17 protein-coding genes, 1 pseudogene and 1 riboswitch are annotated in these 19,794 nt (G+C 70.2%); of the genes and pseudogenes, 6 read left to right on the top strand and 12 right to left on the bottom strand.

Annotated elements, in window-relative coordinates:
* Positions 1-16 precede the first annotated feature (16 nt).
* The 6 genes and pseudogenes from AC1DWC_RS08755 to AC1DWC_RS08730 form a co-directional block, all read right to left on the bottom strand.
* Positions 17-628 (bottom strand): TetR/AcrR family transcriptional regulator, encoded by a 612-nt coding sequence (locus tag AC1DWC_RS08755; RefSeq protein ID WP_477907238.1) that lies wholly within the window; start codon positions 626-628, stop codon positions 17-19.
* Positions 629-676: 48 nt separating this feature from the next.
* Positions 677-1,846, bottom strand: coding sequence for a pyridoxal phosphate-dependent aminotransferase (locus AC1DWC_RS08750; protein ID WP_477907236.1), 1,170 nt, complete (start codon positions 1,844-1,846; stop codon positions 677-679).
* 78 nt (positions 1,847-1,924) lie between these two features.
* A complete protein-coding gene (locus tag AC1DWC_RS08745) occupies positions 1,925-3,508 on the bottom strand; it encodes a GMC oxidoreductase (protein ID WP_477907233.1) in 1,584 nt (527 codons plus the stop codon).
* Between the two features lie 340 nt (positions 3,509-3,848).
* Positions 3,849-5,102, bottom strand: coding sequence for a phosphoribosylamine--glycine ligase (gene purD / locus AC1DWC_RS08740; RefSeq protein WP_477907231.1), 1,254 nt, complete (start codon positions 5,100-5,102; stop codon positions 3,849-3,851).
* A 10-nt stretch (positions 5,103-5,112) separates the two neighbouring features.
* A pseudogene (locus AC1DWC_RS08735) lies at positions 5,113-7,108 on the bottom strand (glycosyltransferase family 39 protein).
* A gap of 29 nt (positions 7,109-7,137) precedes the next feature.
* On the bottom strand, positions 7,138-8,373 hold the full coding sequence (locus AC1DWC_RS08730; protein ID WP_477907229.1) for a bifunctional glycosyltransferase family 2/GtrA family protein: 1,236 nt from the start codon (positions 8,371-8,373) through the stop codon (positions 7,138-7,140).
* 178 nt (positions 8,374-8,551) lie between these two features.
* On the opposite strand from AC1DWC_RS08730, the gene AC1DWC_RS08725 reads away from it, so the two are divergent.
* Genes AC1DWC_RS08725 through AC1DWC_RS08715 form a run of 3 tightly spaced genes read left to right on the top strand, consistent with a single transcriptional unit; the run spans position 8,552 to position 10,482 of the window.
* The gene (locus tag AC1DWC_RS08725; protein WP_477907228.1) at positions 8,552-9,388 is read left to right on the top strand and encodes an alpha/beta fold hydrolase; all 837 of its coding nucleotides are present in this window, start codon (positions 8,552-8,554) and stop codon (positions 9,386-9,388) included.
* A gap of 37 nt (positions 9,389-9,425) precedes the next feature.
* Positions 9,426-10,049: a dihydrofolate reductase family protein gene (locus AC1DWC_RS08720; protein WP_477907226.1), complete on the top strand. Its 624-nt coding sequence runs from the start codon at positions 9,426-9,428 to the stop codon at positions 10,047-10,049.
* A 7-nt stretch (positions 10,050-10,056) separates the two neighbouring features.
* Entirely contained in the window at positions 10,057-10,482 is a 426-nt protein-coding gene (locus AC1DWC_RS08715; RefSeq protein ID WP_477907224.1) for an HIT family protein, read from the top strand.
* 84 nt (positions 10,483-10,566) lie between these two features.
* Here AC1DWC_RS08715 and AC1DWC_RS08710 read toward each other — a convergent pair whose 3' ends face one another.
* The 4 genes from AC1DWC_RS08710 to AC1DWC_RS08695 are packed head-to-tail and all read right to left on the bottom strand — an operon-like array spanning position 10,567 to position 15,190.
* The gene (locus AC1DWC_RS08710) at positions 10,567-11,307 is read right to left on the bottom strand and encodes an ABC transporter ATP-binding protein (RefSeq protein ID WP_477837291.1); all 741 of its coding nucleotides are present in this window, start codon (positions 11,305-11,307) and stop codon (positions 10,567-10,569) included.
* On the bottom strand, positions 11,307-13,109 hold the full coding sequence (locus tag AC1DWC_RS08705) for a branched-chain amino acid ABC transporter ATP-binding protein/permease (protein WP_477907589.1): 1,803 nt from the start codon (positions 13,107-13,109) through the stop codon (positions 11,307-11,309). The genes AC1DWC_RS08710 and AC1DWC_RS08705 overlap by 1 nt, the downstream gene beginning before the upstream one ends.
* A gap of 2 nt (positions 13,110-13,111) precedes the next feature.
* Positions 13,112-13,969, bottom strand: a complete 858-nt coding sequence (locus AC1DWC_RS08700) for a branched-chain amino acid ABC transporter permease (RefSeq protein WP_477837292.1) — start codon at positions 13,967-13,969, stop codon at positions 13,112-13,114.
* A 6-nt stretch (positions 13,970-13,975) separates the two neighbouring features.
* Positions 13,976-15,190, bottom strand: coding sequence for an ABC transporter substrate-binding protein (locus tag AC1DWC_RS08695; protein ID WP_477907222.1), 1,215 nt, complete (start codon positions 15,188-15,190; stop codon positions 13,976-13,978).
* Between the two features lie 230 nt (positions 15,191-15,420).
* Here AC1DWC_RS08695 and AC1DWC_RS08690 point away from each other — a divergent pair, with 230 nt between their 5' ends.
* Positions 15,421-15,942: a nuclear transport factor 2 family protein gene (locus AC1DWC_RS08690; RefSeq protein WP_477907221.1), complete on the top strand. Its 522-nt coding sequence runs from the start codon at positions 15,421-15,423 to the stop codon at positions 15,940-15,942.
* A gap of 123 nt (positions 15,943-16,065) precedes the next feature.
* A complete protein-coding gene (locus tag AC1DWC_RS08685) occupies positions 16,066-17,199 on the top strand; it encodes an oxidoreductase (RefSeq protein WP_477907219.1) in 1,134 nt (377 codons plus the stop codon).
* Here the strand turns inward: AC1DWC_RS08685 and AC1DWC_RS08680 are convergent.
* Together AC1DWC_RS08680 and AC1DWC_RS08675 are read right to left on the bottom strand one after the other, a co-directional pair.
* The gene (locus tag AC1DWC_RS08680) at positions 17,126-18,532 is read right to left on the bottom strand and encodes a sensor histidine kinase (RefSeq protein ID WP_477907217.1); all 1,407 of its coding nucleotides are present in this window, start codon (positions 18,530-18,532) and stop codon (positions 17,126-17,128) included. The genes AC1DWC_RS08685 and AC1DWC_RS08680 overlap by 74 nt on opposite strands.
* 8 nt (positions 18,533-18,540) lie before the next feature.
* On the bottom strand, positions 18,541-19,257 hold the full coding sequence (locus tag AC1DWC_RS08675; RefSeq protein WP_477837302.1) for a response regulator transcription factor: 717 nt from the start codon (positions 19,255-19,257) through the stop codon (positions 18,541-18,543).
* A 118-nt stretch (positions 19,258-19,375) separates the two neighbouring features.
* Positions 19,376-19,440, top strand: a riboswitch (guanidine-III (ykkC-III) riboswitch).
* 16 nt (positions 19,441-19,456) lie between these two features.
* Between AC1DWC_RS08675 and AC1DWC_RS08670 the strand changes: the two genes are divergently transcribed.
* Positions 19,457-19,771, top strand: coding sequence for a DMT family transporter (locus AC1DWC_RS08670; RefSeq protein ID WP_477837303.1), 315 nt, complete (start codon positions 19,457-19,459; stop codon positions 19,769-19,771).
* The last annotated feature ends 23 nt before the right edge of the window (positions 19,772-19,794 follow it).

Raw genomic sequence — 19,794 nt, 5'->3', positions numbered from 1 at the left:
AGGTGCCAGTTTACGGCTACCTCGGGGCGATCGGCGCCAGGATGTCGATGACCTGCACCAGCATCTCCCTGGCGAAGCCCATCGGGTCCGGATCCGCCGCGCTCAGCGCCCCCACCGCCGCGCCGTCGACCACGCACACCAGCCGCCGCAGGCCCTCCGGTCCGATCACCCGGCCGGACCTCCGCAGCACCTCCACGATCAGGTCCTCGAGCTGCGACCGCAGCCGCAGCTGGGTCTCGCGCAGTTCCGGGTGCCGCGCGAACGCGACGAACCGCTCGCACCGGCTGACGAGCTGTTCGCGGCGACCGTCGGCGGATTCGAAGACGCCGATCAACATGTCCACGAGCAGCTCGACGGTGGCCTCGACGCCCCGGTTGCGCTGCGACACCTCCGCGACCCGGGCCCGCATCATGTCCAGTTCCCGGTTCCCGCAGGCCTCGACGGCCGCGGCGACCAGGTCGTCGAGGGACTCGAAGTAGTAGGTGGTCGAGGCGAGCGGAAGCTCCGCGCGCGAGGCCACCGCACGGTGCCGGACGGCGTCGAGGCCACCCTCCAGCAACAGGTCCGCGGCGGCCTCGACCAGCGCGACCTTTCGTCGCTCGCCCTTCGGCGTCACCGCTGCAGTCACCGTGCCATCCTGCCAGCGGTCCCCTCGTTGGGACCGCAGAACCGCGAACTACCCACCCAGCAGCGCACTTCGGGCCATCCTCGCCAGTGCTTCCTCGACGTCCGCCGTCGCCCCCGCGAACGAGAGCCGCATGGTCCGGTCGCCGTGGACGGTGTCGAAGTCGATGCCCGGCGCCACCGCCACCCCGGTCTCCCGGAGCAGGTCCGCGCACCACGCCGTGGAGTCGCCGGTGAGATGGCCGATGTCCGCGTAGACGTAGAAGGCGCCGTCGGCCGGCGCCAGGTCGGTGATGCCGAGCCGCGGCAGGCCGGCCAGCAGTACGTCCCGGTTGACCGCGTACCGGCGCACGTGGCCGTCGAGTTCGGCGACGGACTCGTCGGTGAACGCCGCGACCGCCGCGTACTGGGAGATCGCGGGCGGGCACACCGTCATGTTCGACGCCAGCCGCTGCAGCGGGCGTCGCAGCGCGGCCGGCACCAGCATCCAGCCCATCCGCCAGCCGGTCATCGAGAAGTACTTGGACACCGAGCCGACCACCACGGCCTCGGTCGAGGTCTCCCAGGCACACGCGGTCGCCGACTGGCCGGAGCCGAACTCGATGCCGTGGTAGATCTCGTCGGAGATCAGCAGGGTGTCGTGCGCCTCGCACCAGCGGGCCAGCGCCGCGAGCTCCGCGGGGTCGATGACGGTGCCGGTGGGGTTGGCGGGGCTCGCCACCACCAGCCCGGCCGGCGGCTCGTCGAGCGCCTCGAGCATCGCCACGGTCGGCTGGTACCGGGTGTCCGGCCCACAGTCGAGTTCGACCACTCGGCAGCCGAGGGCGGTGAGGGTGTTGCGGTAGGCGGGGTAACCGGGCCGGGCCACCACCACGGTGTCGCCGGGGTCGAACGCGGCCAGGAACAGCAGCGTGAACGCCCCGGACGAGCCGGTGGTCACCACCACGTCGTCGGGGTCGACGGCGATGCCGGAGCGTGCCGAGTGGTACCCGGCGATCGCCTCGCGTAGCGACAGGATCCCGAAAGTCTCTGTGTAGCCCAGCAACTGCGTGTCGATGGCCTCCCGGGTGGCCCGCAGTACCGGCGCCGGCGCCGGTGTCGACGGCTGCCCGGCCGCCAGCGTCAGGACGTCGCCGTGGGTCCGGGCCCGCTCGGTCGCGGCCTTCCAGACGTCCATGACATGGAAGGCGGGGATCTGGGATCGCTGGGACTCTGCTCGCACCTGTCCAGGCTATCGCTCCCGGCTGAGCGGGAGTTCACGGCTCGAATGCGTGCCGCGAACCCCCGCTCGGTCGAAGGTCTAGTGCAGGTCGTTCGCGACGATGTTCGCGATGTTGCGCTCGGCCAGGGCGGTGATGGTGACGAACGGGTTCACGCCCAGGTTGCCCGGCACCAGCGCGCCGTCCATCACGTACAGGCCGGGGTGCCCGTGCAGTCGGCCGTGGTTGTCGGTGGCCTTGTTCAGGATGGCGCCGCCGAGGGGGTGGTACGTGAGGTTGTCGCCCCACGTCTTGTACCCGCCGAACATGTCGGTGCGGTAGATCGTGCCTTCCTTCTGGTTGATCTTGTCGAAGATCCGCTTCGCCATGTTGATGGCGGGCTGGTTCTGCGAGGTCTGCCAGGACAGCCCGACCTTGCCGGTCGACGCGTTGTACTGGAACTGCGCGCGTTCCGGGTTCTTGGTGATCGACAGGTACAGGCTGATGAACAGGTCGGCGCCCGCGGGGAAGGGAGCGATCTCCGCGAACGCCGGTCCCCCGGCGTCGTCCCAGTTGTCGATGCCCATGGTGGGGATCGATGCCTGCTTGGTGCCCGTTGCGTCCCACAGGTGGTTGGCCCGGCCGACCATGACGTTGCCGTTGTTGCCCCAGCCCTGGCCGACCTCGCCGGACAGGTTCGGCAGGTGGCCCTGCGCCTTCATCGCCACGAGCAGCTTGCTGGTGCCGACGCTGCCCGCCGCGAAGAACACCTTGTCCGCGGTGACGGTCTTGGTCGCGATCACGTTGCCCTGCTCGTCGATCTGCTCCATCTCGACGGCGTAGCCGGGTCCGCTGGGTGCCACCTTGGTGACCCGGTGCAGCGTGGTGATGGTGACCTTGCCGGTGGCAGCGGCCTCCGCGAGGTAGGTCTTGGGCAGCGACTTCTTACCCGCGTGGTTGCCGAAGATGACCTCGCCGTCGAGGGAGGACTTGGTGACCTGCCCCGCGGCCTCCTGCTTCATGTAATTCATGTCGTACACGTTGGGGACGAACACGGTCTTGAAGCCCGAGCGTTCCGCCGTCTTGCGTCCGGTGCGTGCGAACTTGTACCACTCGGTGGACTCGAACCAGGACGTGTCGATGTTGTTGACGCCGAGGCCGGCGTTCGCCCTGGGGAAGAACGTCCCGTACATCTCGTTGGAGTCGATCGAGGGCAGGATTTCCTCGAAGTAGCCGCGCCTGGGCGTGACGGCCATGCCGCCGTTGACCAGCGAGCCTCCGCCGACGCCGCGCCCCTGGTAGACGTTGATCCCGCCCATGTTCTCGCAGTCGAGGATGCCGACGTACTTCTCGATGTCCTTGTCGATCGAGACACCCATGAAGTGTGAGACCGGCTGCGCCGTACGGTTTCTCAGCCAGAATCCGCGCTTGTCCGGCGAGACGGTGTTGGTGAAGATCCTGCCGTCGGGCCCGGGCGTGGTCCAGTCCTTGCCCATCTCCACAATGTGTGCGTCGACGCCCGCCTGCGCCAGCCGCAGCGCGGTCACGGCGCCACCGTAACCACTGCCGATGATCAGGGCGGGAACCCGGTCACCGGTGTTGATGGCGCGTCGCGGCGACGCCGCCGCCGCGMCGCCGGCCGACGACAGGGCGATGGCACCGGCCGCCAAACCGGTTGCCGCCATAAACCTTCGACGGGAGAGCGGGGGATTGATCGATGCTGACCTGACTCGTGACTGCCGGTATTCGTTCAACGGAACCTCTCTGTTCACGGCCGTGCTGACGCGCTCGTTATACCGTCGTGACCCGACGTCGCGGCCGAATACCGGCGAGTAATTCCATTGAATGATTAATCTGAATTGAATCCGTCGAATTCTGTCCGGTTCGTCACCTGCGCCAGTAATGTCTGGCGACCCAAATGCGAACGGGCGCAGCGGTCTGCACCGAAAGGAACCGACTGCCCGACATGACAACGCCCCCTCCGGCGATGGCCGGAGGGGGCGTTGGAAGGCGTGGGATTCCCCGTCAGATGCCGATTCGTCCCTCGACGGCGCCGAGTCCGATGTCGGTGCGGAAGTGACCGCCCGGCAACCGGACGTCCGCGAGCCGGGCGTACGCGTCCGCGCGGGCCGCGGACAGGTCTGCGCCGGTGCCGACCACGCTGAGCACCCGTCCGCCCGCGGAGACCACCGCGCCGTCCTCGCGCAGCGCGGTGCCCGCGTGCAGCACCCCCGCAGCGTCGGCGCCGGAGATCGCGTCCCCGGTGCGCGGGGTGCCGGGGTAGTTCTCGGCCGCCAGCACCACGGTGACGGCGGCGCCCTCGGTCCAGCGCAGCGGCGCGGCCTCCGCGAGGGTGCCGGTGGCGGTGGCGTTGAGGACCTCGCCGAGCGGCGACTCCAGCAGCGCCAGCACAGCCTGGGTCTCGGGGTCACCGAAGCGGCAGTTGAACTCGACCACCGCGGGACCCTGGGCCCCCATCGCGAGGCCGGCGTACAGCAGTCCGTTGAACGGGCAACCGCGACGGGCCATCTCGGCGGCCACCGGCGCGACCACCTCGTCGACGATCTGCTGCACGGCGCCGTCGGGCAGCCAGGGCAGCGGGGTGTAGGCACCCATGCCGCCGGTGTTCGGGCCCGTGTCGCCGTCGCCGACGCGCTTGTGGTCCTGCGCGGGCAGCAGCGGAACCACGGTCTCGCCGTCGACCAGGCAGAACAGCGAGACCTCGGGGCCGTCAAGGAACGACTCCAGCAGCACCGGGTGACCGCACTCGAGCAACTCGGCGGCGTGGGCCCGAGCCGCGTCACGGTCGGTGGTGACCACGACGCCCTTGCCCGCGGCGAGTCCGTCGTCCTTGACCACCCAGTTGGGGCCGAAGCGGTCCAGCGCCTCGTCCAGGTGCGCCGGGCTGTCGACGATCTCGCTGTGCGCGGTCCGCACACCGGCGGCCGCCATCACGTCCTTGGCGAAGGCCTTGGAGCCCTCGATCCGGGCGGCGTCGGCGGACGGGCCGAAGCAGGCGATGCCGGCCGCCCGCACGGCGTCGGCGACGCCGAGCACCAGCGGCACCTCGGGGCCGATCACCACCAGGTCGGCGTCGACCTGCCGGGCGAGGGCCACCACGGCCTCGCCGGAGGCGACGTCGACGGGATGCTGCTCCGCGATCTTCGCGGTCCCGGCGTTGCCGGGCGCACAGATCAGCGCCGTCACGGACGGGTCGCGACCGAGGGCGAGGAGCAGGGCATGTTCACGGGCACCAGAGCCGATAACGAGTACGCGCACGGACCTCAGACTACGGCCCTGCCTGCACCTGGGGCGCGGTCAGGTCGTACAACGTGACCCCGTCGACGGTGCTGGGCGTGAAGTTCTGCGTCACCCACTCGGCGATCGCCGAGCCGGCGCCCTCCCCTCGGCCGCCCGTCGTGCCGCCACCGCCGATGAAGTAGTGGATCCGTCCCGCCGCCACATCCTGCTGGAACTGGGCGGGTGTCGGCGACGGGTCGCTGCCGTTGAACCCGCCGATCGGCATCACCGGCAGCTGCGCCGCCAACTGGTAGCCGGAGGCGCTGTTGGACCCGACGGTCGCCGCCACCCAGGTGTAGCCGTCCCCGCCGGACTCGAGCAGCGCGGTCAGTTCCGGTCCCGGCTCGCTGCCCCGCAGCAGGTTGCCCGCCGCGCCGCCGGCACCGCCGCCTCCCCGACCGTGAGTGCCCGCCCCGGGAGGCCCGCCCGCGAACATCTCGCCCGGCCGCGCACCGCCCCCGGGGGGCATGCCGCCGGGGAACTCTCCCGGCCCGCCGTGTCCGCCGAACCCACTCATGCCGCCGGCCACCGCCGGTCCCGCGGTGTTCAACGCCCCGGCGTGCGGGGTCCCGACCGTGTCGACCGCGTAGGCCGTCGGGCCGGCCAGCGCCGCCACCACCACCGCCAGGACCGACGCCGCCGCCAGCCGACCGGTCAACCGGGGCACCAGCAGCGCGACCGCCGCGACCACGCCGACCACCAGCACCGCCCAGCGCAGCCACGGCAGGAACGACGGGCTGCGCCCCAGCAGCTCCCACGACCACCACGCCGTCGCCAGCATGGTCAGCGCCGAGACCACGCGCACCCAGGCGGCGCCGCGGCTGCGCCACGCGAGCACCGCGCCGCCGCCGACGAGCGCGCCGATCTGCGGGGCCAGCGCCACCGTGTAGTAGGAGTGGAAGATCCCGGCCATGAAGCTGAACACCAGGCCCGCGGTGAGCAGCCAGGAACCGAACAGCACCAGCGCCGCCCGTGGCACGTCCACCCGGGCCAGCTTGCCCCGCAGGACGATTCCGAGGACCCCGAGGATAAGGGCCGCCGGGATCAGCCAGGCGATCTGCCCGCCCTGCGCGGGTTCGAACATCCGGGCCGGTGCTCCCCCACATTCCGCCGCCGCCCCCGGGCGGGCCCGCCGCGGCGCCGGTGATGCTGCCGCGTTCGTCGCCGTTGAGCCGCCCCAGGCCGTTGTAGCCCAGGGTCAGTTCCAGGATCGAATTGTTCTGCGAGCCACCGATCCACGGGCGCGACGAGGCCGGCCACAGCTCCACGGCCAGCAGCCACCAGCCGGCGGCGGCCACCGTCGCCGCCAGCGCGGCGAACAGCTGCGCGATCCGCCGCCGGAGCCGCGGCGGCCCGAACAGCAGATAGGTCAGCGCGAGCGGCGGCACCACCAACATCACCTGCAGCTGCTTGGTCAGGAACCCGAGGCCGACGAACACGCCGGCGAGCACCAGCCAGCGGGTGCGCCCGTCCTCGACGCCGCGCAGCAGCGCCCAGGCCGCGGCCAGGGTCAGCAGCACCAGCAGGGCGTCCGGGTTGTTGAACCGGAACATCAGCACCGCGACCGGGGTCAGCGCCAGCACCAGGCCGGCGAGCAGGCCCGCCGCCGCGCCGAAGTGCCGCCGCACGGTGGCCCACAGCAGCGCGACGGAGGCGACGCCCATCAGCGCCTGCGGGACCAGGATGCTCCACGAGCTGAGCCCGAACGCCCGCACCGAGAGCGCCATGACCCACAGCGAGGCGGGCGGCTTGTCGACGGTGATCGAGTTGGCCGCGTCGGACGAGCCGAAGAAGAACGCCTTCCAGGACACCGACCCGGCCTGCGCCGCGGCGGAGTAGAAGGAGTTCGCCCAGCCGGAGGCGCCCAGCCCCCACAGGTAGGCGAGGGCGGTACCGAGCAGCAGCAGCGCCAGCGCCCACGACTCCCAGCTCCGCCGCGGCGTGGGGTCTCCGGCAGCGGGCGACCCGCCGGTCCGGTCGGGCACGGTGGTGTCGGGGTCGATCTCGGTCGTGGTCACAGCGCGGCTTCCTGGTCGTGGCTCCGGAACACCCGACGAAGGGCGACGAAACGGGTCAGCGTGGCAACGAGATTGGCGACGACGAGCACCGCGAGTTCGAGGTGCCGGGAGGCGTCGGGCAGGGCGCGGTGCAGGACCAGCAGCGAGCCGCTGGTGAGCAGCAGGCCGAACGCGAACACCGCCAGGCCCTGCAGCTGGTGCCGGGCCACCCCCTCCCGGCCGCGGATCCCGAAGGTGAAGGCCCGGTTTGCCGCGGTGTTGAACACGGCGGTGACGAGCAGCGCGAGGAAGTTCGCGGCCTGCGGGCCGACGATCGGGTGCGCCAGCAGGTAGAGCAGCGCGTACGCCAGCGTGGACACCACGCCGATCACGCCGAACCGGACCAGCTGGCCGACCATCCCGGGCGGCACCCCCGGCACCAGCGGCTCGCGGCCCAGGCTGGTGCGCAGCGCCGCGACCGGCAGCGACCCGGCGGCCAGCGCCCGCCCGACGCGGACCACGCCCTTGAGGTCGGCGGTCGCGGTGGCGACGACGTCCACGGTGGAGTCCGGGTCCTCGACCCAGTCCACCGGCACCTCGTGAATCCGCAGGCCCACCCGCTCGGCGAGCACCAGCAGTTCGGTGTCGAAGAACCAGCCGGTGTCCTGCACCAGCGGCAGCAGCTGCCGGGCCACGTCGGTGCGGATCGCCTTGAACCCGCACTGCGCGTCGGAGAACTTCGCCCGCAGCGCGCCCCGCAGGATCAGGTTGTAGCAGCGGGAGATCACCTCCCGCCTGGGCCCGCGGACCACCCGCGACGACCGCGCCAGCCGGGATCCGATCGCCAGGTCGGAGTGCCCGGAGACCAACGGCGCCACCAGTGGCAGCAGCGCGTTGAGGTCGGTGGACAGGTCCACGTCCATGTAGGCGACGACGGCGGCGTCCGAGGCGCCCCAGACGGTGCGCAACGCGCGACCGCGGCCCTTCTCGTCGAGGTGCACCACCCGCACCGCGTCGATCTCGACCGCCAGCAGGTGCGCGATGGCCAGCGTCGCGTCGGTGCTCGCGTTGTCAGCGACGGTGATCCGGCTGGGGAAGGGGACGTGCGCGCCGAGGTGCTCGTGCAGCCTGCGCACGCAGCGTTCGAGGTCGCGTTCCTCGTTGTAGACCGGCACCACCACGTCGAGTGCCACGGTCCGGGTGTCCGGTGGCGGTTCCGGTGCCGCCTCGCCCCGGACCAGTGAGTTCGTCATGCGGCCCACCCTCACGGCCGAACCTGTGGTGTCCCTGGACCGCGCCTGGCAACTTCCTGCGGACGCATGATGTGAGCTACGTCACATGGCGGTGGCGATGAGTACCGGAGCCGACCGCCGTCTCCATTGCTGAACCCACCGCACGGTGACAGCAGAGTTCGACGAAAGGACTCAGACCATGGAATCCATCACCACACCCGCCGGAATCACCATCGCCTTCGACCGCTACGTCGGTGGCGATGCCGGAACAGTCATTCTCGTCGGTGGTGCATTCAGCTACCGCACATTCCCGAAAATGGTGGAGCTGGCCCAGAAGCTGGCCGATGAATACCGTCTCACCGTCATCAATTACGACCGTCGTGGCCGGGGCGACAGCAGCGATTCGCCGGGCGTGTACGACGTCGAGAACGAGATCGACGACATCGCCGCACTGGTCGAGGCGACCGGTGGATCCGCCGCACTGTTCGGCTGGTCCTCCGGCGCAGGACTCGCGCTGCTGGCCGCCGCCTCGGGCCGGGTGCCCGGCATCACCAAGGTGATCGCCTTCGAGCCGCCATTCGTCGTCAACCACGAGAACTTCGTTCCCGCCGCGAATCTCCATGTGACGCTGCACAAGCTGATCGCCGAGGACCGCCGCGGCGAGGTCGTGAAGTTCTACATGACCCATGCCATGGGCATGCCCCGCCCCTTCGTCGCCGTCATGCGGTTCACGCCGTTCTGGAAGAGCCTGAAGGCCACCGCCCCTACGACGGCCCATGATTGGGCCGTCATGGGCGACTACATGCGCGGTGAACCGCTGCGCGCGGCGGACTGGTCCGACATCACCGTGCCGACCCTGGTCATCTCCGGCGGAAAGAGCGGCGATCTGCTGCGCACCGCCGCTCGCGCGATCACCGCGGTCCTGCCCGACGCCCAGCACGTGGAGCTGGCCAAGCTGAGCCACAACCCGAACATCGCGCTCCTCACCCCACCCGCCGGCGAATTCCTCACCGGTACAGCAAAATACGCCGTCTGATCCACGCGTACCCGACAACACCGCCAGGAGCCCTCCCATGCGCAGAATCACCGCAGGCCTGTTCATTTCGCTCGACGGCGTCGTCGGCGAACCTCAGGACTGGCACTTCCCATACTTCAACGACGAGATGGGCGCGGCCGTCGGCGCACAGCTCGCGTCGGCCGACACCCTGCTGCTCGGCCGCGAGACCTACGACAGTTTCGCCGGAGCCTGGCCGGGGCGGGAAGCCGCGGGCGGCGAGGACGCCGGCATGGCCAAGGCCCTCGGTGATGCCCGCAAGATCGTCGTCTCCCGTCGGGATCTCGAATTCACCTGGCGCAACTCCGAACAGCTGGTGGGCGATCTCGTCGACGCCGTCACCGAGCTCAAGCAGCAGCCGGGCGCGACGGATATCGCCATGAGCGGTTCCCCGTCGATCGTCCAGCAGTTGCTGGCAGCAGGGCTGATCGACGAGCTGCATCTGCTCGTCCACCCCATCGCACTGCGCAGCGGTAAGCGGCTGTTCGAGAAGGGCGCGCCGATCCCGCTGCGCCTCATCTCCGCCCAGACGTTCACCACCGGGGTGCTGCACCTGATCTACACCTCCGCCGAAGCCGCGGGCTCCGCCGGCTACGGCGATGCCAGAGTGCATCTCGCCGCCGAAACGGCTCACCCGGCATAATCGCGGCATGGCATCCGTGTTCAGCATGATCATCGCCGGCGACCTCCCGGGCCGGTTCGTCTGGGAGGACGACGAGGTCGTCGCGTTCCTCACCATCAACCCGATCACCCAGGGGCACACGCTCGTCGTCCCCCGCGCGGAGATCGACCAGTGGCAGGACCTCGACGGCGAGCTCCTCGCCAAGTGCACCCGGGTCGCGCAGGTGATCGGCCAGGCGGTGCGCGCCGGCTTCGACGCACCGCGCGCCGGCCTGCTGATCGCCGGGATGGAGGTGCCGCACCTGCATCTGCACGTGTTCCCCGCGTTCACCCTCCACGACTTCAACATCTCGGGGGCGGACCCGTCGCCGTCCCCGGAGTCCCTCGACGAGGCGCAGGCGAAGATCAAGGCCGCGCTGCGCGAGGCCGGCCACGGCGCGCGCGTCCCCGCCTGACCGAATTCCCCTCCCCACCCACACACACCGCGACCCCGCACGGCTGCTGCCGGGSGGGGGSGCGTGCGTGGTGGGGCCGGTCGCTCAGGTCACCGACGACATGTCCGCGCGGCCGAGGTAGGCCTCGCGCAGGCTGTCCCGGTTCGTGATCGCCGCCACGGGCTTGTCCATCACGACCTTGCCCATGTCGATCACCGTCACGTGGTCGGCCACCGACAGCGCGGTGTCCACCTCCTGCTCGACCAGGAGCACCGCCAGCCCGCGGGCCTTGAGCGCCTCGACCTGGCGCAACACGTCCTTGACGATGACCGGGGCCAGGCCGCCGGACGGCTCGTCGAGCAGCAGCACCTTCGGCTGCGACATCAGCGCCTGCCCGATCGCCAGCATCTGCTGCTGACCGCCGGACATGGCACCTGCCAACAGGTTCTTCCGCTCGGCGAGCATCGGGAACATGTCGTAGACGTCGTCGAGCGAGTCCGCCAGCTTGCGCCGGCCCAGCCCGCGGGAGAAGCCCCCGAGTACGAGGTTCTGGTCCACCGTCTGCTCCCGGAAGACCTTCTTGCCCTCCTGCACGTAGGCCAGTCCGGCGCCGACCCGCTTGTGCGCGGGCATCGAGGTGATGTCCTTCCCCTCGAGCCGGACCGTGCCGGCGCTCGCCTTGTTCAGCCCCGTGATCGCTCGCAACGTGGTCGTCTTGCCTGCGCCGTTGCGGCCCAGCAGCGCGGTGATCTTCCCCGGGAGCACCGTCAGGCTCACGTCGGTGACCACCCGGATGTCCCCGTAGCCGGTGGCCAGCCGCTCGACCGTCAATCCCTGTTCCGACATCAGGACGACACCTCCTCCACGCTGATCCCGAGGTACTCGGTGAGCACCCGGGGGTTGGTCTCGATCTCTTCCGGGGGACCCTGCGCGATGACCTCGCCCCGGGCCAGCACGTAGATGACGTCCGCGAGCTTGAGCACGAGGTCGAAGTTGTGCTCGACCAGCACGACCGTGCCGCCGGACGCCCGGATCTGGCGCACCAGCTCGGCCAGGCGAAGGATCTCGTCCTCGTCGAGTCCCGATGCGATCTCGTCGAGCAGCAACAACGCGGGCCGCGCCACCACCGCGCGGGCGAGTTCGAGCAGACGGCGGTTGCCCAGCGGCAGGTCCGACGCCTTCTCGTTGGCCTGGTCGGCCAGACCCACGAGGTCGAGCACTCGCATGGCCTCGGCTCGGTCGTCGCGAACGACCCTGCGGTACTTGGGTAGTCGCAGGATCGCGCTGACCATGGAGACCCGGTCGGTGCTGTACCGCCCGGTCTGCACGGACTCGAGGACGGTGATGTCCTCGGGGATGTTCGGGGTCTGGAAGGTGCGGGCCACGCCGCGACGCGCGACGGCGTCGGAGGTCAGGGTCTGCGGCTCGCCGTCGCCGAGCCGGATGACGCCGGCGTCGGAGCGGTAGAAGCCGCCGATCATGTTCATCAGCGTGGTCTTACCGGATCCGTTGGGCCCGATCAGCGCGGTCACCTCGCCGGGGCGGGCCGTCAGGTTCACCCCGTTCAGTGCCTTGTTGCCGCCGAAGGCCTTCTCCAGCCCGTCGACCACCAGCAGCTGACCGTCGATCCGCCCGCCGCCGGCGCCCGCCGCGGCCGGGTCGACCGACGGTGTCGCCGGCACGTACCCCGCGCGACGGTCGAGCTTCTCGATGGCCAGCTTGCCGAACTTCGCCAGGCCGCCGCTGAGCAGTACCCCGCCGATGATCAGGAAGATGCCGTAGAAGATCAGCGCGTAGTCCTGGAACTCGGTGGACTGGTTGGGGCCGAACTGCATGATCAGCGCGCCGGCCAGCGCGCCGTAGATGCTGGCAGAGCCGCCGAGGATGCTCGCCGCCAGCACGGTCATCGCAAAGGTGAAGCCGAAGGACATCGGCGAGATGTAGAGGTCGGTGTTGGCGAACAGCGCACCGGCCAGGCCGGCCGGGATGGCACCGATGGCGTAGCCGGTCAGCTTCATCCGGTAGACCGAGATGCCCTGCGCCGAAGCGAGAACCGGACTCTGCTTGAGCGTCCGGAATGCCACACCGTGCCGCGAGAGGACCAGGTTCCGCAGCACCGCGAACCACGCGATCATCACCACGACCACGACCGCGTAGAAGTTGTCGGAGTCGATCACGGAACCGAAGAGGGTGGCCTGCTCCATCCCGCTGAGGCCGTTCTTGCCGCCCGTGGTCTCGCTGAAGATCGACAGGATGTCGGGGATCAGCAGCACCAGGAAGAACGACGTCATCGCCAACGACCAGCTGCCCAGCCGCAGGCCCGGGATGCCGGTGAGCAGGCCGACGAGCAGCGCGACCGCGCCGGCCGCGACGATCTGGACGATCAGGTCGGTGTGGCCGTTCACGGAGAGCAGTCCGGCGGTGTAGGCACCCGCCGCGTACATCGCGGCCTGGCCGAGGGCCAGCTCACCCGCATAGCCGAGGCTGAGGTTCAGGCCGCTGACCACCAGCGCCAGGATGCAGGCCAGCTGCATGTTCCGGGTGGTGCTGTACCCGAGCCCGAAGGCCGGTAGGAAGATCAGCAGTACGCCGATCGCGAGCGGGAAGACCCAGCTGGGAATTCGCCGAATGGCCAGCCACGCGGACATGGTCACACCACCCTTTCCTTGACTTTGCCGAACAGGCCGGCGGGCCGGATCATCAGGATCACGATGAGCACCATGAAGACCGTGAGGTTGCTGTACTGCGCGCCGAGCTGATAGGTCGCGACGGCCTCGATGACGCCGACCGACAGTCCGCCGATCAGCGCTCCGTAGAGCGAGCCGAAGCCGCCGATGGCCAGGGCCACGAAGCCCTTGAGCGCCAACGACGTTCCGAGCGTCGCGACCGCGAAGGTCTTCGGCCCGACGAAGACGCCGAGCAGACCGGCGATGGCACCGGAGAGCAGGAACGCGGCAAAGATGAAGCCGCGCACGTTGATGCCCTTGAGCTTGGCGGCCTCCTCGTCCTCGGAGATGCCGATCAGCGCGAGGCCGTAACGGCTCATCTTGGTGAAGCGGCTGAGCACCACCACCAGCACGACGGCGACCACGAGCAGAGCGATCTCCGCGGGATAGGTACGGCCGCCGAGGATCTCGACGACGTTGTTACCCCCGGCGAACGGGACGGAGAGCGGGTCCCGGCCCCAGATCAGCTGGGTGATCCCGTCGAGCAGGATCGAGACGCCGAGCGTCGTCACCAGCAGGGTGCGGTGATCGGAGACCGGCCGGATGGCCAACACCTCCTCGAGCCCGGCCACCACCGTGACCACGAGCATGGCCATGATCACCACGACCACCACCGGCAGGTCCAGCGTGACCAGACCCGTGTAGGCGACGAACGTGCCGAGCATCATCAACTGCGCGTGCGCGAAGTTGAAGGCCTTCGAGGAGATGTAGACGATGTTGTAGCCGATGGCCACCAACGCATAGACCGCGCCGAGCGCGAGTCCTGACCACAGAAGTGTCATCGGCGGTCAGGCCCCGCCGGCGGCCGGGTTCGCGAACTGCCCGTTGAGCAGCGGCGTGGGTGCGATGTAGGTGAAGGTCGAGGCGTCGGGGTTCGAGCTGTGGCTCTCGGCGCTGTAGTTCGGGACCGGGATCATCGCGGTCTTCGCCTGCTTCTGCACCTCGACGTCCTCGATGGCGTCGACCAGCTTTTCGAGGTCGGTGCCGCCCGCGCTCTCGGCGGCGGCGGCCACCAGAGGGATGGCGTCGTAGGAGGTCGCGACGATCAGCGTCGAGGCGATGGTCCCCATGCCCGCCATCGTGTTGACCGCGTTGTTGACCAGCTCGTCCGCCGGGTCGTACGCGGTGCTGTGGAACATCTGCATGACCATGTCCTTGGCCTGCGGGACGCCGAGGAAGCCGCCGGGGGGCGGGGTCGCGATCGACGACGTGCCGGCGACGGAGTTGTCGCCGATCAGCGGGACGTCCCAGCCGAGCCGTTCGAGGCTCTGGATCAGGTAGCCGAGGGGCGCGCCGTACGCGTCGACGATCAGGGCCTTGGTGCCGGCGTTCTTGAGCGACTGCAGCTGCGCGGTCATGTCCAGCGCCGCGGTGTCGTACTCCTTGCTCTCGGTGACCTTGACGCCGACGAAGCCGAGCGCCGCGACCATCGCGTTGCCGAAGTTCTCGCCGTAGGTGCTGTTGCCGTGGATGATCCCGACGTCCTGGTACTGCTTGCCGGCGACGAAGTCGGCGATGCCCTTGGCGTACACCTCGGCGCTGGGCGAGATGTCGAAGTTGTACGGCGCGGTCTTGGGGTCGGAACCCGACGCCGTGGGGCTGAGGGTGAACGACAGGATCCGGTTCTGCGTCAGGATCGGGACGGTCGCGGTGCCGACGGTCGAGGACCCGGTGTTGATGTAGAGGTCGGGCTTGGTCTTGCCCGAGGCGATCTCCCGCAGCTTGGAGACCGCGATGGTCGGGTCGCCGCCGTCGTCGAGGACGGTCACCTTGATCTGCCTGCCGCCGATGCCGCCGGACTCGTTGGCGATCTTGGCGCTGGCCTCGACCCCCAGCGCGGCGGTCTTGGCGTTCTTCGCCAGCTGGTCCGGACCGCTGATGGCGGCCGCCACGTAGACATTGAACTCACCGTTCGAGCCCGCGTCGGCGCCGCTCGAACAGCCGGCCAGGGTCAGCGCACCGGCCCCGATCAGGGCGAGCGTCGAGACTCTCAACTTCTTCACTTCGGACTCCTACCTGGTATCCGGGGCCGCGGTACGGCCGACTCCGGAGGGCAACTGGACGTGGCACGCCTGGCGACCACTCGGCCGATTCGCGCACCCCAAGCAAATGATTGGCAGACCACCAATCAAGCGCTTGATAGATCTAAGCGTATGATCTACGTCATATCAACCGGTTGCCCGGAGTGAGAGCCGCCGGCAACCAGAAATACCGCGACTGACCAGGAGAAACAGTGACCGGAACCGGATCCGATCCCACCGAATTGGCCGGCCAACTCGCCGATGTCGAGGCCATCAAGCGGCTCTTCGCGGCCAGACTGCGGTGCATGGACACCAAGCAGTGGGACCGCTACGCGTCGTTCCACACCGACGACATCGTCAGCCAGTCGTGGGGCGGGCTGCCGGCGGACAAGCAGCCCGGGACCGACGGCGAGGCCAACCGGGTCGTCGGCGGCGAGGCGCTCACCCGCGCCATCAGCCGGCTCCTCGACGGCCCGGTCTTCGTGACCACCGTCCACCACGCCCACTGCCCGGAGATCACCCTCACCTCGCCGACCACCGCGACCGGGATCTGGTCCATGGAGGACAAGCTCTGGTGGTCCGACGAGACCACCGAGCACCACCTGCACGGGTACGGCCACTACCACGAGACCTACCGCAAGGTCGACGGCGAATGGCTGATCAGCTACCGCAAGCTGACCCGCCTGCGCGTCGACGAAACGCCCGGGTTCTGGTCGTTCGTGGAGGAGTTGTGAGCACCCCGGGGCGGACCTCCCGAGGGCTGACGCGTGGGTCACGCGTCGACGTCCGACCGGCCCCGGGTCCCGCTAACCGGGATTCGGGATGCAATCGGAGCGCCCGAGCGATTGGTTGTTAGCGTGACCACCACTGCATCCCCGCTCCACCAGCCCCTGCGCATCCGTGGGCTCGAGCTGCCCAACCGCATCGCCATGTCCCCGATGACCCGCACCTTCTCCCCCGGTGGGGTGCCGACCGAGGACGTCGCGCAGTACTACCGCCGCCGGGCTGAGGGCGGCACCGGGCTGATCGTCACCGAGGGCGTCGGCATCGACCACCCCAGCGCGATCGACCACCCGGACGTGCCGAACATGCACACCCCCGCGGCCCGCGACGGCTGGCGGCGCGTCGTCGACCAGGTGCACGAGGCCGGCGGGCGGATCGTCCCGCAGCTCTGGCACGTCGGGCCCCTCTTCGGCGCGATGACCGACATGCCGCACATCGCACCGATGCGCCCGTCCGGCGTGTGGGGCACGCCCGGCGTCACCTCGTACCCGCAGGAGTACGTCGACCGGGCCGTGCCGGAGACCGCCGCGATGACCGAGGACGACATCGCCGCCGTCATCGCCGCCTACGCCAGCGCCGCCCGCACCTCCGTCGAGCTGGGCTTCGACGGCATCGCGATCCACGGCGGCCACGGCTACCTGCTGGACTCGTTCCTGTGGTCCTCGACCAACCTTCGCGACGACGCCTGGGGCGGAGACCTGCAGCGCCGCACCGCGTTCCCCGTCGCCGTGGTCCGCGCGATCCGGGAGGCCATCGGCGATGACCTGCCGATCGTGTACCGGTTCTCGCAGCACAAGCAGCAGGACTTCACGGCCCGGATCGCGGAGACCCCCGAGGAGCTCGGCCTGATCCTGGGCGCCCTCGTCGACGCCGGCGCGGACGTCCTCGACGCCAGCTCGCGCCGGTTCGACGCGCCCGCGTTCGAGGGCAGCGACCTGTCGCTGGCGGGCTGGGCGAAGAAGACCACCGGGGCGATCACCATGAGCGTCGGCTGCGTCGGCCTCGGCAAGTCGCTGCGTGACGGGCGACTGGCCGGCGGCAGCGTGGAGAGCGTCGACAACATCGCCGAGCTCGAACGCCGCATCGGGACAGGCGAGTTGACGGGTCTGTGGACCCGTCAACCGCACGAGCGCGTCAGCGCCTGGCGTCGGCGCGCGGCAACAGCACCCGGAACACCGCGCCGCCCGCCGCGGGCGATTCGACAGTGACGGTGCCGCCGTGGGCGGCGACGAGGGCCGCCACGATCGACAGGCCCAGACCACTGCCCCCGGACTGCCGGGTGCGTGAGGTGTCCGCGCGGTAGAACCTCTCGAAGACCCGCTCGCGGGCCTGCTCGTCCAGGCCCGGACCGGTGTCGGCGACCTCGAGCAGCGCGTGCGACCCGACGGTGCCGACGCGCACGGTGACCGAGGCCGAGTCCGGGGTGTGCCCGAGCGCGTTGCTCACCAGGTTGGTCAGCACCTGCCGTAGCCGCGCGTCGTCACCGAGCACCTGCGGGCAGCCCGGCCCGTCCACCACCTCCAGCGCGATCTCCCGGTCCGGGGCGATCGCGCGGGCGTCGTGGACGGCGTCGGAGGCCACCGCCAGCAGGTCGACGTGCTCCTGCGCGAGCGGTCGCTGCGCGTCCAACCGGGCGAGCATCAGCAGGTCCTCGACGAGCAGACCCATCCGCGACGCCTCCCCCTCGATCCGCGCCATCAGCATGTCCGTGTCGGTGGTCGCGCCCTGCCGGTACAACTCGGCGAAGCCGCGGATGGTGGTCAGCGGGGTGCGCAGTTCGTGGCTGGCGTCGGCGACGAACCGGCGCATCCGGCCCTCGGAGCGCCGGGCGGACTCCTCGGACGCCTCGGTCGCGGCGAACGCGGTCTGGATCTGCGCGAGCATCCCGTTGAGCGCCACCGACAGCCTGCCGACCTCGGTCCGCTCGTCGCGCTCGGGGACCCGGCGGTGCAGGTCCCCCGCCGCGATCGCCGCCGCCGTGTGCTCCACCTCCACCAGCGGACGCAGGCTGCGGCGCACCACCAGGTAGCCCGCGACGCCGAGCACGCTGAGCACCACGACGCCGATCCCCACCTGCAGTCCGACCAGCCGTTCCACGGTCTGGTCGACGTCGGCGAGCCGGATCGCGACCGTGACGGCGCCCTCGGGGGTGACGGCGGTCAGGGCCCGCCAGTGCTGGTCGGGGTGCCCGATCGAGCCGACCGTCACCGGGTCCGGGCCGGGGTCCACCGGCAGGTCCGGGTCGAGCTTGCCGTCGTTGATCGGCGGGTTCACCGTCCCGTCGTTCGTCACCGTGCGCACGTAGAACTGGGTGGGCGGCCGGGCGGGTCCGGCCTCGCCCGGCGGCGGCAGGGGCCGGTCCCCCCGCGGCTTCGCCCAGCCATGCGCGGCGTCGCGCAGCGTCGCGTCGGTGCGGGCGATCAGGGAGTTCTCCAGGGCCGAGGTCACCGCGACCCCCGACGCCAGCAGGCCGAGACCGGCGAGCACCAGCAGCGCGGCGACCAGGGTGAACCGCAACGGCATCCGGCGCAGCGGGCGCATCACGCCCCCTACCGGGGCTCGCGCATGACGTACCCGACGCCGCGCAGCGTGTGGATCAGCCGGGTGTCCCCGGTGTCCACCTTGCGCCGCAGGTACGACACGTAGGACTCGACCACACCGACCTCGCCGCCGAAGTCGTAGTGCCACACGTGATCCAGGATCCGCGGCTTGCTGAGCACCACGCCCGCGTTGACCATGAAGTACCGCAGCAGGGTGAACTCGGTCGGCGAGAGCGCCACCGGCTCGCCGGCCTTCCACACCTCGTGGGTGTCGTCGTCGAGTTCGATGTCGGCGAACCGGATTCGGGACGGCGGGGCGACGTCGCCGTCCCGGGAGGCGCGGCGCAGGATCACCCGCAGCCGCGCGACCACCTCTTCGAGGCTGAACGGTTTGGTCACGTAGTCGTCCGCGCCGAGGGTCAGCCCAGTGACCTTGTCGTCGACGGCATCCCGCGCGGTGAGGAACAGCACCGGCGCCTCGACGCCGTCCGCGCGCAGCCGGCGCAGCAGGCCGAAGCCGTCCATGCCGGGCATCATCACGTCGAGGATCAGGGCGTCGGGCCGGAACGCCCGCGCCCGGTCCAGTCCCTCCGCGCCGTTGGACGCGGTCGCCACCTCGAATCCCTGGAAGCGCAGGCTCACGGACAGCAGTTCGACGATGTTCGGCTCGTCGTCGACGACCAGCACCCGGGCTTCGGTTCGGTTGGCACTCACGTTCCCCATCATCACCGCGGGCCCTGTCCGCCGGCTGATGGTTCGCTGGGAACTTCCTGTGAGCCGCGCGGCGGCCGCCGGGACAGATTGCTCACAGTGGCTTCGGTTCGACCGTGAGCTGTTGCTACGGTGGTGGCGTCACTCTGACACCCCGGACGAGCGCACCGTACCCGGACAGCGACAAGACGGTGCCTTGGGAGAATCAGTCACCATGGCATGGATCATTCTCGTCATTTCCGGTGTCCTCGAAGCCGTCTGGGCCACCGCCCTCGGCAAGTCCGACGGCTTCAGCCGTCTCGCACCCACCGCGGTGTTCGGCGTCGCGCTCGCCGCCAGCATGGTCGGCCTGGCCTACGCCATGCGCACCCTGCCGATCGGCACCGCGTACGCGGTCTGGGTCGGCATCGGCGCCAGCCTGACCGTGGCCTACGCCATGGTCACGGGCAGCGAGTCCGCGTCGGTGGTGAAGGTCCTGCTGATCCTCGGCATCGTCGGCTGCGTGGTCGGGCTCAAGGTCCTGCACTGACAGGCCCTGCGTCGGCGCCGCTC

It is taken from the genome of Rhodococcus sp. P4_C10 (assembly GCF_056402135.1).
Note: the sequence above shows the minus strand (reverse complement) of the source record. Positions and strands in the feature narration are given on the sequence as shown.

What these genes read in the sequence shown, in the direction of transcription:
- AC1DWC_RS08730 (WP_477907229.1), bottom strand. Translation starts at nt 8,373, where the DNA reads ATGACGAACTCACTGGTCCGGGGCGAGGCGGCACCGGAACCGCCACCG.
- AC1DWC_RS08725 (WP_477907228.1), top strand. Translation starts at nt 8,552, where the DNA reads ATGGAATCCATCACCACACCCGCCGGAATCACCATCGCCTTCGACCGC.
- AC1DWC_RS08720 (WP_477907226.1), top strand. Translation starts at nt 9,426, where the DNA reads ATGCGCAGAATCACCGCAGGCCTGTTCATTTCGCTCGACGGCGTCGTC.
- AC1DWC_RS08715 (WP_477907224.1), top strand. Translation starts at nt 10,057, where the DNA reads ATGGCATCCGTGTTCAGCATGATCATCGCCGGCGACCTCCCGGGCCGG.
- AC1DWC_RS08710 (WP_477837291.1), bottom strand. Translation starts at nt 11,307, where the DNA reads ATGTCGGAACAGGGATTGACGGTCGAGCGGCTGGCCACCGGCTACGGG.
- AC1DWC_RS08705 (WP_477907589.1), bottom strand. Translation starts at nt 13,109, where the DNA reads ATGTCCGCGTGGCTGGCCATTCGGCGAATTCCCAGCTGGGTCTTCCCG.
- AC1DWC_RS08700 (WP_477837292.1), bottom strand. Translation starts at nt 13,969, where the DNA reads ATGACACTTCTGTGGTCAGGACTCGCGCTCGGCGCGGTCTATGCGTTG.
- AC1DWC_RS08680 (WP_477907217.1), bottom strand. Translation starts at nt 18,532, where the DNA reads ATGCGCCCGCTGCGCCGGATGCCGTTGCGGTTCACCCTGGTCGCCGCG.
- AC1DWC_RS08675 (WP_477837302.1), bottom strand. Translation starts at nt 19,257, where the DNA reads ATGATGGGGAACGTGAGTGCCAACCGAACCGAAGCCCGGGTGCTGGTC.
- AC1DWC_RS08670 (WP_477837303.1), top strand. Translation starts at nt 19,457, where the DNA reads ATGGCATGGATCATTCTCGTCATTTCCGGTGTCCTCGAAGCCGTCTGG.